Origin of the sequence: Bradyrhizobium neotropicale, assembly GCF_001641695.1 — a bacterium.
GTDB classification, from domain to species: Bacteria; Pseudomonadota; Alphaproteobacteria; order Rhizobiales; family Xanthobacteraceae; genus Bradyrhizobium; species Bradyrhizobium neotropicale.
Map to the genome: position 1 here is coordinate 78,857 of NZ_LSEF01000071.1, position 14,816 is coordinate 93,672.

12 protein-coding genes and 1 pseudogene are annotated in these 14,816 nt (G+C 65.8%); 5 read left to right on the forward strand and 8 right to left on the reverse strand.

The genetic code is table 11. From position 1 onward, the window contains the following. Positions 1–1,059, reverse strand: a pseudogene (locus tag AXW67_RS24005) (HAMP domain-containing protein); the annotation flags it as partial. A 180-nt stretch (positions 1,060–1,239) separates the two neighbouring features. Between AXW67_RS24005 and AXW67_RS24010 the strand changes: the two are divergent. Further along, positions 1,240–2,142, forward strand: a complete 903-nt coding sequence (locus tag AXW67_RS24010) for a DUF3280 domain-containing protein (protein WP_063679847.1) — start codon at positions 1,240–1,242, stop codon at positions 2,140–2,142. A gap of 7 nt (positions 2,143–2,149) precedes the next feature. Here the strand turns inward: AXW67_RS24010 and AXW67_RS24015 are convergent, their stop codons facing one another. Genes AXW67_RS24015 through AXW67_RS24025 form a run of 3 tightly spaced genes read right to left on the reverse strand, consistent with a single transcriptional unit; the run spans position 2,150 to position 5,184 of the window. Then, on the reverse strand, positions 2,150–3,181 hold the full coding sequence (locus tag AXW67_RS24015) for an L-idonate 5-dehydrogenase (RefSeq protein WP_063679848.1): 1,032 nt from the start codon (positions 3,179–3,181) through the stop codon (positions 2,150–2,152). 23 nt (positions 3,182–3,204) lie between these two features. Then, positions 3,205–3,972 (reverse strand): glucose 1-dehydrogenase, encoded by a 768-nt coding sequence (locus AXW67_RS24020; RefSeq protein WP_063679849.1) that lies wholly within the window; start codon positions 3,970–3,972, stop codon positions 3,205–3,207. 12 nt (positions 3,973–3,984) lie between these two features. Continuing rightward, positions 3,985–5,184: a mandelate racemase/muconate lactonizing enzyme family protein gene (locus AXW67_RS24025; RefSeq protein WP_063679850.1), complete on the reverse strand. Its 1,200-nt coding sequence runs from the start codon at positions 5,182–5,184 to the stop codon at positions 3,985–3,987. A gap of 184 nt (positions 5,185–5,368) precedes the next feature. Here AXW67_RS24025 and AXW67_RS24030 point away from each other — a divergent pair, with 184 nt between their 5' ends. Together AXW67_RS24030 and AXW67_RS24035 are read left to right on the forward strand one after the other, a co-directional pair. Beyond that, positions 5,369–6,136, forward strand: coding sequence for a GntR family transcriptional regulator (locus tag AXW67_RS24030; protein WP_063679851.1), 768 nt, complete (start codon positions 5,369–5,371; stop codon positions 6,134–6,136). Between the two features lie 25 nt (positions 6,137–6,161). Then, positions 6,162–7,526: an MFS transporter gene (locus AXW67_RS24035; RefSeq protein WP_027555172.1), complete on the forward strand. Its 1,365-nt coding sequence runs from the start codon at positions 6,162–6,164 to the stop codon at positions 7,524–7,526. Positions 7,527–7,619: 93 nt separating this feature from the next. Here AXW67_RS24035 and AXW67_RS24040 read toward each other — a convergent pair whose 3' ends face one another. The 4 genes from AXW67_RS24040 to AXW67_RS24055 form a co-directional block, all read right to left on the reverse strand. Then, on the reverse strand, positions 7,620–7,856 hold the full coding sequence (locus AXW67_RS24040) for a hypothetical protein (protein ID WP_063679852.1): 237 nt from the start codon (positions 7,854–7,856) through the stop codon (positions 7,620–7,622). A gap of 114 nt (positions 7,857–7,970) precedes the next feature. Continuing rightward, positions 7,971–9,230, reverse strand: a complete 1,260-nt coding sequence (locus tag AXW67_RS24045; protein WP_063679853.1) for an arsenic transporter — start codon at positions 9,228–9,230, stop codon at positions 7,971–7,973. 82 nt (positions 9,231–9,312) lie between these two features. Then, the gene (locus tag AXW67_RS24050; protein WP_063679854.1) at positions 9,313–9,753 is read right to left on the reverse strand and encodes an EamA family transporter; all 441 of its coding nucleotides are present in this window, start codon (positions 9,751–9,753) and stop codon (positions 9,313–9,315) included. Between the two features lie 76 nt (positions 9,754–9,829). Next, positions 9,830–12,307 (reverse strand): PAS domain-containing hybrid sensor histidine kinase/response regulator, encoded by a 2,478-nt coding sequence (locus tag AXW67_RS24055; protein ID WP_063679855.1) that lies wholly within the window; start codon positions 12,305–12,307, stop codon positions 9,830–9,832. Between the two features lie 240 nt (positions 12,308–12,547). Between AXW67_RS24055 and AXW67_RS24060 the strand changes: the two genes are divergently transcribed. Both AXW67_RS24060 and AXW67_RS24065 read left to right on the forward strand, forming a co-directional pair. After that, positions 12,548–13,609 (forward strand): zinc-binding metallopeptidase family protein, encoded by a 1,062-nt coding sequence (locus AXW67_RS24060; protein WP_063679856.1) that lies wholly within the window; start codon positions 12,548–12,550, stop codon positions 13,607–13,609. A 179-nt stretch (positions 13,610–13,788) separates the two neighbouring features. Next, a partial coding sequence (locus tag AXW67_RS24065) for an acetyl-CoA carboxylase biotin carboxylase subunit (protein ID WP_145927829.1) occupies positions 13,789–14,816 on the forward strand: 1,028 nt, incomplete at its 3' end.

The window sequence follows — 14,816 nt, forward strand, 5'->3', positions numbered from 1 at the left end:
CCCGCCGTCGAAGCGGGCATCGAACCGGGGCCGGCCGCGGCTGCGCCCGTTCCAGCCGGCAACCAGGCCCTCGAGGCTGGCGACGAGGCCAAGCTCATCGACATCGGGCGGGCGCAACCTGAAGAGCGCACCTCGCAACGTCTCCATCATGTCCGTGGCGGTGCGCGAGATGGCGTCGCATTCCGGGAGCAGAGCGGGGCAGTCCTCGGCGGCGGTCTGGCGTGCGGACGCCGCGAGGGCGCGGATGGCGGCGAGCGATTGCCCGAACTCGTCGTGCAGCTCGCGCGCGAGATGGCGGCGCTCCTCGTCCTGGAGGGCGATCAGCTTGCGCGTCAGTTCGCTGCGCTCGGCGAGCGTGGTGGCGAGAGTCTCGGCCAGATGGTTGAACACCTCGCGAATGGCCGACAACTCCGCCAGGTCGAACGGCGGCAGCCGCGCCGTCAGGTCGTTGGCGGCGATCCGTTCGAGGCCGGCGCGAACCACCTGGGTCGGGCGCAACGCGCGGGCCAGTGCCGCATAGACGAGGGCACATAGCAGCGGCAGCGCGAGCGCGAGCGCGGCCATCAGCCGGCCGGCCTCGTGCCAGGCTTGTGTCGTCAGCACGGCCGGGTCGATCCAGACGACGGTCTCGCCGATCTTCGCGCCGCGCGACTCCACCGTCCGCACCGCCTCGCGGCCGGGGTCGAACAGGCTGCGGTAGAAGGCGGCAAAGACCCGCGGCGGTTCAGCATCGGCATTGGGCGCACCGCCGCAGAAACGCTGGACGACATCGCCATTGCCGCCGCGAAAGGCGAGACAGAGGCCGGGCGCCATCACGGAGGCGGCGACGCCGTCCAGGTCCGGAAATTCGGAGCGCGGGTTGTTCACCCATTGGATCTTGTTGTGCTGGAGCTCCAGCGTCCGCGCGGCGAGGCTGGCGACGGCATCGATCCTCGCATGCACGGAACGGTCGGCCTCGACGAGGAAGTAGGCCGCGATCGCCGCGAAGCAGAGGGCGGAGATCACCGCCACGCGGAGCGTCAGGCGGAGTTTCAGGTCGGGCTTGAAGCGGTTCCACATCGGCGGACACCCTGGACTTGGTCTTTCGGCATTTAACGGCAGAACGGAACCGCCGGAAAGCGCCGCGGATGATCCGGGACGATGTCGTGAAATTTTCCCGGCCCTGGCCGGGACGTGGATGGCTGCGGGCCTGGGGCTCCCGGCCTAGCGTTGAGGCCCGCTCATCCCGCGAGGCCGCCCATGCGTCGATCCCTGCCTGCCTTCGTTGCAGCTCTTCTGCTCGCTTTCACCGCTGCGTCTGCGGCGGCCGGTACCGACGGCGGCGTCGCCGCAGCTCAACCTGTCGGCGTTGCCATCGATGACTTCAGCTATACCGACGCGTCGGCGGAGCCCACCAACCAGATCGCCGTCCACGAGAAGCGGCTGGCCGCATTTATGGCCGCGCTACGACGGGACGTCACCGCCGACCGGCGCTACCGGCTTGCGCCGACCGTGCAGGAGGGGGCGGCATTCAAGGTCATCGGCGGCATCCAGAAGACGAGCACGCTGGTGCAATGGGCGAAGGTCGCGGTGATCGACATCGCTGCCCGCAAGGTCGTGATGGACAAGCTCTACACCTTCCGCGGCGATAACGACGAGTCCTGGGCGCGCGCCGAGCTGTTCGTCGTCCGCGAGATCCTGGCGGCGCTCGCTGCACCGGCGCCCATCGCGCTGGCGGTGTTCGAGTTCGAGCTCGACGACAACACGGCGGCGCCTTCGACCGGCCTCGCGGCCGCCGACGTATCCTATCTGGCCGAGGTGACGACCGCCGTGCGCGACGCGCTGGGGCAATCCGGCCGCTACCGCATCGTCGACGTCAGCGGCGCACGCGAGGAGGCCGTGACATCACGGGCCTTGCGCGATTGCAACGGCTGCGACGCCGCCATCGCCGGCAAGCTCGGCGCGGATCAATCGTTGATCGGCGTGGTGCGGCGGGTCAGCCGCACCGAATATACGGTGGGCTTCCAGCTCCGGGACGCTCGGACCGGCGCCGTGGTGTCGCGCGGGGACAGCGGGCTGCGCATGGGCGCCGACTATTCCTGGAAACGCGGCGCGGTCCGACTGGTCAGCGATCGCCTCGTCGAAGGCGCCGCGCAGCCCTGAGACTGCTTCAGAACGTCAACTGCACCTTCATCGATTGGGCGCGGTCGCTGGCGAGCTCGAACGCCGCGACCGCGTTCTCGAACGGCATGGTGGCGGTGATCAGCGGCTTCACGTCGATCAGGCCTTCGCCCATCAGCCGCACCGCGAGCTCGAATTCGGGATCGAACCGGAAGGTGCCGCGAAGCTGCAATTCCTTGGCGACGATGGTGTTGATCGGCAGCGTCATCTCGCCGCCGAGGCCGAGCTGAACGAGGGTAGCGCCCGGCCGCAGCACGTCGAGCGCGGTGCGCAGCGCGGCCTGGTTGCCGGAGGCTTCGAACAGCGTATCAAACACGCCTTTGCCCGCGCGCCAGGGATCGAGCGCCGTTGCATTGTTTGCGACATTGACGGTCTGACTGGCGCCGAGCTTCTTGGCGACAGCAAGCGGCGCCTCGGCGACATCCGTCACCACGATCTCGGCGGCGCCGCCGAAGCGCGACACCAAGATCATCAGCGCGCCGATCGGGCCGCAGCCGGTGATCAGCACGCGCTTGCCGAGCAGGGGGCCGGCCTGCTTGCCGGCATGGAGGCACACCGCGAGCGGCTCGGCGACCGCAGCTTCGGCCAATGACAGCTTGTCCGCGATCGGCACGGCCTGCGTGGCATCGACGGTGAGGAATTCGCGAAAACCGCCCTGCACATGGGGAAAGCGCATCGCGCTGCCGAGAAAGCGCATGTCGAGGCACTGGTTGCGCATGCCCTCCTGACAATGCAGGCACTGGCCGCACGGCTTGCTCGGATTGACCGCGACGCGCATCCCCGGCTTCACGTTGGTGACGCCGTCACCGACCGCCGCGACGACGCCGGCGATCTCATGCCCCAGCGCCATCGGCTGCTGGATCCGCACGGTACCGAAGCCGCCGTGATGGTAGTAGTGCAGGTCGGAGCCGCAGATGCCGCCATTGGCGATCTTGACGCGGACCTCGCCCGGGCCGGGCACAGCATCAGGATAGCTGTCGATCCGCAGGTCCTTCGGTGCGTGAATGACGACGGCGCGCATGGCTGCTGCTCCCTTGTTCGCGATCACATCGCGGCGATCATGCCGCCATCGACATAGATGATCTGGCCGTTGACGTAGGTCGATGCGTCGGACGCCAGGAAGATCGCGGCGCCCACCAGCTCATCCGGCTTGCCCCATCGCTTGGAGGGAATGCGGCCCATCAGCCAGTTGTTGAAGTCGGCATTGTTGACCAGCGCCTCGTTCATGTCGGTCAGCATGTAGCCGGGGCCGATCGCGTTGGCCTGGATGCCATGCTGGGCCCATTCCACCGCCATCGAGCGGGTGAGGTTCTTGATGCCGCCCTTAGCCGCGGTGTAGGGCGCGATGGTGGGGCGCGCCAGTTCGCTGGCGAGCGAGCCGATGTTGATGATCTTGCCGTGCTTGCGCGGGATCATGCGCTTGGCCGCCTCGCGGCCGATCACGAAGGCGCTGGTGAGGTTGGTCTCGATCACCTTGCGCCACTCGTCCGTGGTGAATTCCACCAGCGGTTTGCGGTGCTGGATGCCGGCATTGTTGACGACGACGTCGACGGCGAGGCCTTGTCTGTCGAAGTTATCGAAGGCGGCAACGATCGCAGGCTCGTCCGTGACGTTGAAGGCCGCGCCCGCGGCCTGATGCCCCGCGGCGCGAAACTCGCCGACGGCCTGCTCGACGCGCTTGGGGTCGACGCCGTTGACGATGATCTTGGCGCCGGCCTTGGCCATGCCCTCGGCGATGGCGCGGCCGAGGCCGCGGGAGGAGCCGGTCACGAGCGCGGTGCGGCCGGAAAGATCAAAGAGGGAAGTGCTCATCTCAAAAATTCCTCAGACGTTGGAGCGTCGCACGGTGAGATCGCTGCGGTCGAATACCTCGGGCAGGAGGTCGACGCCAAGGCCGGGTCCTTCCATCGGGAAGACGTAGCCGTCCTTGATCACCGGCATGGTGGTGACGAGCTCATTGTACCAGCCCTTGTAGAAGGCGCGCACCGATTCCTGGATAAGCGTGTTGGGCTGGCTGAACGACATGTGGATGGCGGCGATGAAGCCGATCGGGCCAATGCAGTCATGCGGGGCGAAGGGCCGGTGATAAGTCTCGGCCATCGCGGCGATCTTGCGACCCTCGGTGAGGCCGCCGGTCCAGCACAGGTCCGCCATCACCACATGCATGGCATCGCGGTCGAGCATGTCCTTGTAGGGGAAACGCGATCCCAGCGTCTCGCTGGCGCAGACCCAGACGTCGGTCGAGCGGGCATATTCGGCCAGCGCCTGCGGCGAGTTCATGCGGATGGGGTCTTCGTACCAGGTCGGCTTGTACGGCTCGAGGGCGCGCGCGATCTGTTTTGCCGTCGGCAGGTTCCACAGCGAGTGGAGTTCGACCATGATCTCCATCTTGTCGCCGACGGCTTTGCGGATCTTCTCGAACGGCTCGATCGCCTGCTTCATCTGGGTCGCCGTGATGAACAGACCCTTGTTCTCCTGTGCCGCGGGATCGAACGGCCAGATCTTCATGGCCGAGATGCCGCTTTCCAGCAGGCTTTCGGCCAGCGCATCGGCGCGGGTCATGAAGGCGTCGAGATCCTCGTAGGGTCCTTCGGAGGCGCCGAGATTCCAGTTCGCGACCGGGCTGATGTTGGTCGAGCGGACATATTTGGTGCCGGCGCAGGTGTTGTAGATGCGCTGCTTGTCGCGGCAGAGGCCGCCGAGCATCTGGTGCACTGGCTGGCCGCAGACCTTGCCGAACAGGTCCCACAGCGCGATGTCGATTGCGGAAGCCGCGCGGTATTCGACGCCGGTCGAGGACTGCGCCATCGGCAGGTTCAGCATGTCGCGATGGATGGCCTCGATGTGCAGGGGATTGCGGCCGAGCAGGCGGCCGGCAAAGGTGTCGTGGATCTGTGCTTCGACCGCGCCGGCACCGTAGAAGGTCTCGCCAAGGCCGATCACGCCGGCATCGGTGTGGACGCGTACCCAGATGACGTTGGAGAATTCCTCGGTGCGCAAGGTTTCGATCGACGTGATCTTCACGGCAACAGTCCTCCCCTCAGACGCATGTCGCGCCCGTCTTGTTGTTGATTTCGGCGCCGACTGAGCCGGCTGCCTCGGCCGGCAGTCATACGCCTGCTTGTAATATATCACAACATGTTTTAAGGGTGTCACAAATAAGACGCCGCCCTGCAAGGACGACAATGCGGGCTGACGGGAGGATGAGATGGCACGGCGCAAGCGCGCGCTCGAGGTGGTGAGACCCGAGGACGACGGCGATGGCAGGCCCAGCCGCCGCAACCGGCTCAACTTCTTCGAGCTTGCTTATCAGCGGATCGAGGAGCTGCTCGTTCATTGCGAGCTCAAGCCCGGCCAGTTCATGACCATGCTGGAATTGCAGCAGATCACCGGCTTCGGCCGCACGCCGGTGCACCACGCCGTCAATCGCCTCTCCGCCGACACGCTGATCATCATTCGTCCGCGCCACGGCCTGCACATCGCGCCGATCGATCTGGCGCGCGAGCGCATGTTGCTCGGCCTGCGCCGCGACATGGAGCGCTTCGTGATCCGCCTCGCGGCCGACCGCGCCAGCCTTTCGCATCGCAATCAGGCGCTGCACATCGAGCGGCTGCTCCGCGATCGCCGCGCGAGCCTGACCCTCGATGAATTCAACAGCATCGACCGCCGCATCGACGCGCTGGTGCTTGAGGCGGCCGGCGAGCCGTTCCTCGCCCACACGCTGCGGCCGCTGCATACGCTCTATCGTCGCATCGGCTTCATCCACCACCGCTTCATGCCGGGCCAAACCGACTTGTCCGGCACGATCGATCACCATCTCGCCATTCTCAATGCGGTCGCCAGCCGACGCGTCGATGACGCGGTGAAGGCGAGCGATGCGCTGATCGACTACATGGACTTCATGTTCACGGGGATGGAGGCGGGGATCGACCCGCGCCTGCTCGACTGCAGCATCGAGCCGTTACTCGGCGCGTAAAGAGTTTTTAGGAGGATCAAACGACATGTCAACGATGGCCATGCCACAACCGACCGCGAGCGAGGCTGCGGTCCGCTACCTCATTACGAACTACAGTCCCAAAGGCAACAAGGTCGGCTGGCTGATGATGGCCTCGATCCTGGTCGAAGCCTGGGATCTCTATTCGATCGCGTTCGTGCTGATCTTCATCCGCGAGCAGTACAATCCCGATCCGTTGATGCTGGGCCTTGCCGCCGCCGGCACGCAGGGCGGCGCCCTGATCGGCGCGCTGCTCGGCGGCTGGCTGTCCGACAAGATCGGTCGCCGCGTCATGTTCCTGATCACGATGGTGATGTTCATCATCCTTGCGCTCGCGCAGGCCTTCGTGCCCAGCGTCGGCTGGCTCGTCGTGATCCGCTTCCTGCTCGGTGTTCCCCTCGGCTCCGACATCTCGACCGGCTACACCTACATCATGGAATCCATGGCCAAGGGCGAGCGCGAGGTCATGGGCAACCGCTGGCAGTTCATGTTCGCGGTCGGCGAAGTCCTCACCATCGGCGTCATCGTCATCTTCCTCCTGATCGACATGCAGCACGAGATGCTGTGGCGCGTGACGCTCGGCCTCGGCGCGGTGCCTGCGCTGATCATCCTGATCATGCGCCATGACGTGCCGGAGACGGCGGTGTGGCTGGTGCAGAAGGGACGCTACCGCGAAGCCAAGCAGGTCGCACGCGAGATGTTCAACGACAATCTCGACATGCTGCCGGACCAGGACGTGAAGGTGCCGAAGGTCTCTACCCGCGACTTCCTCGCCGATCTCAGGAAAGATCCGATCCGCTGGCGCGCCACGGTCTACGGCTGGATTGCCTGCTTCGCCCAAGGCAGCGAGTTCTCGACCTTCGCGTTCTACCTGCCTGTGCTGTTCGTCATGGTCGGCGTGTCGAGCGTGCTCGGCAACAACCTGGTGACGATGGGGCTGTTCTGCTTCGCCGCGTTGTCGGGTTGGGTCGGCCCGCTCTTGACACCGAAGATCGGCCACCGCGGCATCGCGATCGCCGGTTTTGGCATCGTGCTGGCCTCGCTGTTGGTCGCGGCGTTCGCGCTCTACACCGACAACAAGATGCTGCTGCCGTTCGCGGCGGCCGCCATGCTGTGGGGCCATTATTGGGACGCCTCGAACTGCATGACGATCCCGACCATGGTCGCAAAGCCGAAATATCGCGGCACGGCCAGCGGCTTCGCCTACATGTTCGTGAAGCTGCCGTCGTTCCTGGCGATCTTCCTGTTCCCGTCGCTGTTCGCGGCGATCGGGCAGGCCAATGCCACGCTGTTCGTCGCGATCTTCCCGCTGATCGGATTGCTCGCCGCAATCTTCATCCTGCCGGAAGTCTACGGGTACGAGAACGACTGACCGTGCTTGCGGGCGGACCTGTCCGCCGGCGCATCACGATGACTGATCGCGGCTGGATCGCCGCGATCAGTCCGCTCGGCAGCCCTCAGCCGGTCACGGGCTCATGAAGATCGGATCGATGCCCGCCGTATGGCCGAGCAGGCCGATGGCCTGCAGTGCGGCGCTGTGCTGGTCGAGCTCCACGATGGCGAGCAGGAGCAGCAGCACCACGGCCGTGAAGGTGAGCAGGGAGTGTGCTTTCTCGGGCTGACGTTCGCCCGGGCCGGACAATCCCTGGATGCGGCGGCGCAGGGAGAAGCTGTGCGGCAACGCCTTCGACTGAATCTGCATGATGGACCTCCTTGCCGCGCCGCATGAGGAGGCGCGACAACCGAACTTTAGGTCCGTCCTTGCTGGCGACATTGATGCGCCGCAAATGGCCGCGCTTAAATCCGGCGCACGCCGCTACCATATCGCGGCAGCTAGCGCCGCGATCAGGGCCGGCAGCGTCACGAGCAGGCCCAGCTTGAGGAATGGCCAGGCGCCGACCTCGATCTTCTCCCGCCGCAGCGCCACCAGCCACAGGATGGTGGCGAGCGAGCCGGTGATCGAAAAGTTTGGCCCGAGATCGACGCCGATCAGGATGGCGCTGACGACGGAGGCGGGCAGGTGGTCGCTGGCGACGATCGATCCCGCCACGAGACCTACCGGCAAATTGTTGGCGATATTGTCGGCAATTGCGGTTGCGATCCCGACGCTCCAGGCAGCTTTTGGCACCGATTGCGCGACGGCCTCGTGCAGCAGCGCGGAGAGATGGCCGATCACGCCGGTCTTCACCAGTGCTTCCACCATGACGAAGAGTCCGCCGACCAGCGGCAGCACGCTCCATGACACGTGCCTCAGCACCGGCAGTGGCGACTGGCGGCTGAGCATGAGAACGAGGCCGGTCGTCACGGCGCCGCAGACGAAGGTCGGCAGTCCCAGTTGCTTGTCGAGCGCGGAGGCAGTCAGCAGCACCGCGCCGATCGCGGCGATGCCGACGGCGGTCAATTTGCCGCCACGGCTGAGCTTCCGGTGCGGCACACGACGCTCGATGGTCTCCTCCTTCAGCGCGCGATGCTGGGTGAGGCGCAGCACGATGTAGGTCAGCACGATCGAAGCGAGCGAGGGCAGCGCGAACAGGCGCAGCCATTCGGTGAGGTGCGGCATGCGGGAGCCGAACACCACGAGATTGGCCGGGTTCGAGATCGGCAGCACGAAGCTCGCGGCATTGGCGATGAAGGCGCAGACGAAGAGATAGGGCAGCGGCTTGGCGCCGGCAGCGCGCGTCGCCGCATAGACCGCGGGTGTGAGCACGATCGCGGTGGCGTCGTTGGAGAGCAGCACCGTCACCAGCGTGCCGACGAGGTAGATCAGCAGGAACAGCCGCTGCGGCGAGCCGGCTGCGTATTCCACCGCGAGCGCGGCGAGATAGCCGAACAGGCCCTCGAGCCGCGCCAACTCCGCGATCAGCATCATGCCGATCAGGAAGAGGTAGACGTCGAGGCCCTTCTCGATGCCGGCAAGCGCATCCTGCCAGGAGAGAAAGCCCAGCAGCACCAGCGCGGCGGCCCCGATGACGGCCCAGATCGCCTCCGGCAGGCGATAGGGGCGGATGATGACGCCCCCGGTCGCGGCGAAGATGATGCTCCAGGCCCAGATGGCGTTATGCGGCGCGGTCGGCACGTTCAGTCCTTGTCATGGGATGAATTCATTCGGCAGCGATAGCCGAAGCTGGCGGTGCTGTCTTCCCCTGCGGGCGGATACCTCAAAACTTGACCGCGAGCAGCACCGCGCCGGCGCCGATCATGGCGATGCCGAGCCAGCCCTGCGCGGTCGGGCGCTCGCCGAGAAAGGCGAAGGCGAACAGGGCGACGAGGACGACGCTGAGCTTGTCGATCGGTGCGACCAGCGTTGCCGGCCCGAGCTTCAGCGCGCGGAAATAGCACAGCCAGGATGCGCCGGTCGCAAGCCCCGACAGCACCAGGAAGAGCCAGGTCTTCGACGAGATCGCCGCGGGCACCGCGAACTGGCCGGTGAGGAACAGCAGAACCGAGAAAGCAAGCAGCACGACGATGGTGCGGATGAAGGTCGCAAGATCCGGATTGATGTTCTCGACGCCGACCTTGGCGAAGATCGCGGTCAGTGCCGCAAAGCAGGCGGACAGCAACGCCCAGGTCTGCCAGGCGGAGAGGAGGGCGGGTTTCATGAGTTACCTGCTTTGGCGTGATCATTCGAATTTGTACGGATCGCCGGGACGACGGCTAATGTATTGCTGCTCGAATTCACCGCACCACGGACAGCTTCTCCGTGATCGCCTTGCGCAGGATGCGCGAGAGCGATTCCACCGAATATGGCTTCTGGATCAGCTCGAAGCCGCGATGGGCGTTTTCGGCGAGCACGTTGCTGTAGCCGCTGGTGAGCACGACGGGGAGGCCCGGATAGCGCTCGCGGATGATGCCGGCGAGCTCGACGCCGTTCATGCCGGGCATGATGACGTCGGAGAAGACGAGGTCGACGGCGAATTCGTTCTCGCCGAGGATCGCGAGCGCCGCATTGGCGTTGGCGACGCGGCGCACGACATAGCCGAGGTCTTCGAGCAGCTCGGTGGAGAATTGGCCGACATCGTCATTGTCCTCGACCACGAGCACGCGATAGCCGCGCCCGGTGGTCGCGGCCTCGTGGGTTAGCGCCGCAGCTTCCTTCTCGGTGGCCGGGCTCGGCGCCTGCGGCAGATAGATGGTGAAGGTCGCGCCGTGGCCCTGTGTGCTCGCGACCGCGATGTCGCCCTCGGACTGTTTTGCGAAGCCGAAGGCCTGGCTCAGGCCGAGGCCGGTGCCCTTGCCGACCTCCTTGGTGGTGAAGAACGGCTCGAAGATGGCGTCGACATTTTCCGGCGCGATGCCGCTGCCGGTGTCCGACACCGAGATCGCGACGTAGTCACCACTGCGCGCTGATTGCGCGCGCAGGCTTGGAATGCCCGGGACTTTCCGAACCACGATGGTAAGCCGGCCTTCTCCGTCCATCGCGTCGCGGGCATTGACGGCAAGATTGATCAGCGCGGTCTCGAACTGGGCGATGTCGGCCACGGTGAAGCAGTCGGCGTCCGCGACCTCGACCGCGATCTCGATGCTGCTGCCGACCAGCGGCCGCACCAGCTGCGCCACGCCCTCGACCTGGTCGCCGACGTTGAAGATCTGCGGCTTCAGCGGCTGCCGGCGCGCGAAGGCGAGGAGCTGCGCGGTCAGCTTGGAGGCGCGCTCGATGGTTTCGGAGATCGCGTCGACATAGCGGCGGCGGCGCTCCTCCGGCAGCTCGCGGCGCCGCAGGAAGTCGGTCGCCGAGCGGATGATGGTGAGGAGGTTGTTGAAGTCGTGGGCGACGCCGCCGGTGAGCTGCCCGATCGCCTCCATCTTCTGCGACTGCCGCAGCGCCTCCTCGCCGCGCCGCCGATCGGTGATATCGACGGCTTCGGGCACGGCGCCGGAAATGTTGCCGTGACGGTCGAGCACAGGGCGCATGCCGAACTCGAAATCGCGCTCGCCGACGGGAAGGCGCAGTCGCATTTCCATCCGCACGGCTTCGCCTTTGAGCACGGTGTCGAACGCCTCGCGCACAATGGTGCTCATGCCCTCTGTGCCGGTGAACCAGGGCGTCTCCCAGAACGGCTTGCCGATGACGTCGCGGGCCTCGGCGCGGATGCCGTCAAGCGCGGTCCGGTTGGCGTAAAGCAGCTCGCCCCTGAGGTTGACAAGGCCCTGATACTGGTTGCTCGTCTCCAGGATCGCGCGCAGCCGCGCTTCGTTGGATTCGAGCTCGGCGGTGCGCTCGGTGATGCGCTCTTCCAGCGTCTCGTTGAGCCGTCTCAGCTCGATCTCGGCCTGCTTGGCGACGGTGATGTCGTGGGCGACGCCGATGAAACCGATATGCTTGCCGGTCGGGTCCCAGCGTGGCTGCGATTCCGAGCGCAGCCAGCGCCAGTCGCCATTGGCATTCTTGTAGCGCGCCTCCAATACGAACGGCTTGAGCGACGCTTCACCCTGGACCGATTGCTGCAGCACATGCGGCAGGTCGTCCGGATGCAGCACCTTGCGCCAGTCGAAATCGATGGCCTGGTCGTAGGGCAGGCCGACGAAGTCGACATAGGCCTGGTTGGCGAAGGAGCGTTTGCGATCGAGCTTGGTCACCCAGATCGGCACCGGCGCGCTGTCGGCGATCAGCCGGAAGCGCTCCTCGCTCTCGCGCAGCGTCTCGCGGGCGAGCATCTGGGCGGTGATGTCGAGGTCGGCACCCACGAGCCGGAGCGCGCGGCCATCCGACCCGCGCTCGATCTTGCCGACCACGCGGATCCAGCGAATCTCGCCGTCGTTCGACCGTATGATGCGGTATTCGTCGGAATAGTCGTCGCTCGTGCTCTTCAGGGTGTCGAAGAGGTGCTCGATCGTCCGCTCGCGATCGTCCGGGTGGATCCTGCCGACCCAATCCTCGTAGGTTTCTCCGGCGGCCTCGGAGGCCAGGCCGTGCACCAGCAGATATTCGGGGGAGCGGCGGTTCTTGACGCCATCGCGAAAGTCGATCTCGAGCCCGCCGATCCGGGCGATGCGCTGGATCCGCGCCAGCTCCGCCTCGCGCTCCTGGAGCGCATGATAGGCATTGTCGCGCTCGCGCGCGATCTCCTCCAGGTGCTGACGCAGCCTTTCGGCAGCGATGGTCTCGGGCAAGGATTCGTTCAAGGCGTCGGCCGTCGTGATGCGGGTGCGCACATGCCGGGCCGATATTCACACAGACGGGGCGGGATGACCATTGCTGAGTGGAAGAGAACTTAAGGAAACGCTGCTCCGCGCTCTCGGGCGTATCGCGACGCCAGATGTGGAAGGTGTGAACGGCGGGCAACGCCGGGTCTGGCATTTTGTTCCGGAGACTGGAACGATCGGCCTACGGGTGCGTCGTCGCCGGACGCAAGGCGCCGTTTCACAAGACTTCCTTTCAGGAGAGGCTACATCTTGAAGCTCTTTCTCTGCCCGGCCTGCGGCAACGTGCTCTATTTCGAGAACCGTGCCTGCGAGCGTTGCGGCCATCGGGTCGCCTTCCTGCCCGAGAAGGAGATCATGTCGGCGCTCGAGCCCGACGCGGACTGCTGGACGACGCTCGCCGACAAAGGCAAAGGGCGGATGCTGTGCCGGAATGCCGAGTACGACGCCTGCAACTGGCTGACCGATTCGGACGATGCCAACGGCTATTGCCGCGCCTGCCGCCACAACGGCATGGTGCCGGACCTGTCCGACCCGGCCCAGCTTGCCGGCTGGCGCGAACTCGAGGTTGCAAAGCACCGTCTGTTCTATTCCCTGATCCGCTGGAAGCTGCCGCTGCAGACGCGGCGGGAAAATCCGGCGCATGGCCTGATCTTCAATTTCCTCGCCGACGACCCCCACAGCGGGCACAGGGTCATGACCGGCCATGACAACGGGCTGATCACCATCGCGCTCACCGAGGCCGACGACATCGAGCGCGAGCGGCGCAGGCTCGAGATGGGCGAGCCTTACCGGACGCTGCTCGGGCATTTCCGCCACGAGGTCGGGCATTATTTCTGGGACGTGCTGGTGCGCGATGGCGACAGGCTCGCTGAATGCCGCGCGGTGTTCGGCGACGATTCTGCAGATTACGGCCAGGCCTTGCAGCGCCATTATGCGGAGGGCGCGCCGCCGGACTGGCAGCAGACCCACGTGTCGGCCTACGCGACGATGCATCCCTGGGAGGACTTTGCGGAGACCTGGGCGCACTATCTCCACATCGTCGACACCCTGGAGATGGCAGCCGAATTCGGCATGGAGGTACGCCCCAAGCTCGACCGCGATGGGGAGTTGACGGCGCGCATCCGTTTCAACCCCTACGAGGTCAGGGACGTCCAGGCGCTCGTCAATGCATGGCTGCCCTTCACCTTCGCCACGAACAGCGTCAACCGCGCCATGGGGCTGCGCGACCTCTATCCCTTCATCCTGTCGCCCGCGGTGGTCGCAAAGCTTGGCTTTGTTCATAGCCTCGTGCGGGACGTGGCCGCGGCCTAGGTAGGGCCGCGCGGAGCCTGCCGGGCTTGCGTTGAGGCCCAGTCTGGTACGCCAGGGGCGCGGATTTAGGCCGTTGCCTCCGGCCCGTTTTGATGTACCACGGGAGCCACACGGCCCTTCCCCAAAAGGCTCCAACGGCGAGGGAAGGGTCCCGCCCAAGGTTGAGACCCAAGAAAATCATGTTCAAACGCATCCTGATTGCCAATCGCGGCGAAATCGCCTGCCGGGTCATCAAGACTGCCCGCCGGATGGGAATTCAGACGGTTGCGGTTTATTCCGAGGCCGATCGCGACGCCCTCCATGTCGAGATGGCCGACGAGGCGGTGCTGATCGGTCCGCCGGCGGCGGCCGAGAGCTATCTGGTGATCGAGAAGATCGTGGACGCCTGCCGCAGGACCGGCGCGGAAGCGGTGCACCCCGGCTACGGCTTCCTGTCCGAGCGCGAGGCGTTTCCGCGCGCGCTGGAGGCGGCCGGCATCGTCTTCATCGGGCCCAACCCGGGCGCCATCGCGGCGATGGGCGACAAGATCGAGTCCAAGAAGGCGGCCGCCAAGGCCAAGGTCTCGACGGTGCCGGGCTATCTCGGCGTCATCGAGGACGACAGGCATGCAGTGCGGATCGCCGACGAGATCGGCTATCCCGTGATGATCAAGGCCTCCGCCGGCGGCGGCGGCAAGGGCATGCGCATCGCGCACTCCAAGGCCGCGGTCGCGGAAGGGTTCAACCTCGCCAAGGCCGAGGCCAAGGCTTCGTTCGGCGACGACCGCGTCTTCGTCGAGAAATTCATCGTCGATCCCCGCCACATCGAGATCCAGGTGCTGGGCGACAAGCACGGCAACGTGATCTATCTCGGCGAGCGCGAATGCTCGATCCAGCGCCGCAACCAGAAGGTCATCGAGGAGGCGCCGTCGCCGCTGCTCGATGAGGCCACGCGCCGCAAGATGGGCGAGCAGGCGGTCGCGCTCGCGAAAGCCGTGAACTACGACTCCGCCGGCACCGTCGAGTTCGTCGCCGGCCAGGACAAGAGCTTCTACTTCCTGGAGATGAACACGCGCCTCCAGGTCGAGCATCCCGTGACCGAGCTCGTCACCGGCATCGACCTCGTCGAGCAGATGATCCGCGTCGCCGCCGGCGAGAAGCTCACCATCGCGCAGAAGGACGTCACGCTGACGGGCTGGGCGGTGGAGTCGCGGCTCTACGCCGAAGA

Bases quoted from the DNA above. Each gene is read 5' to 3' on its own strand.
- AXW67_RS24050 (WP_063679854.1), bottom strand. From the start codon at position 9,753: ATGAAACCCGCCCTCCTCTCCGCCTGGCAGACCTGGGCGTTGCTGTCC.
- AXW67_RS24030 (WP_063679851.1), top strand. From the start codon at position 5,369: ATGGCACGGCGCAAGCGCGCGCTCGAGGTGGTGAGACCCGAGGACGAC.
- AXW67_RS24020 (WP_063679849.1), bottom strand. From the start codon at position 3,972: ATGAGCACTTCCCTCTTTGATCTTTCCGGCCGCACCGCGCTCGTGACC.
- AXW67_RS24010 (WP_063679847.1), top strand. From the start codon at position 1,240: ATGCGTCGATCCCTGCCTGCCTTCGTTGCAGCTCTTCTGCTCGCTTTC.
- AXW67_RS24035 (WP_027555172.1), top strand. From the start codon at position 6,162: ATGTCAACGATGGCCATGCCACAACCGACCGCGAGCGAGGCTGCGGTC.
- AXW67_RS24015 (WP_063679848.1), bottom strand. From the start codon at position 3,181: ATGCGCGCCGTCGTCATTCACGCACCGAAGGACCTGCGGATCGACAGC.
- AXW67_RS24040 (WP_063679852.1), bottom strand. From the start codon at position 7,856: ATGCAGATTCAGTCGAAGGCGTTGCCGCACAGCTTCTCCCTGCGCCGC.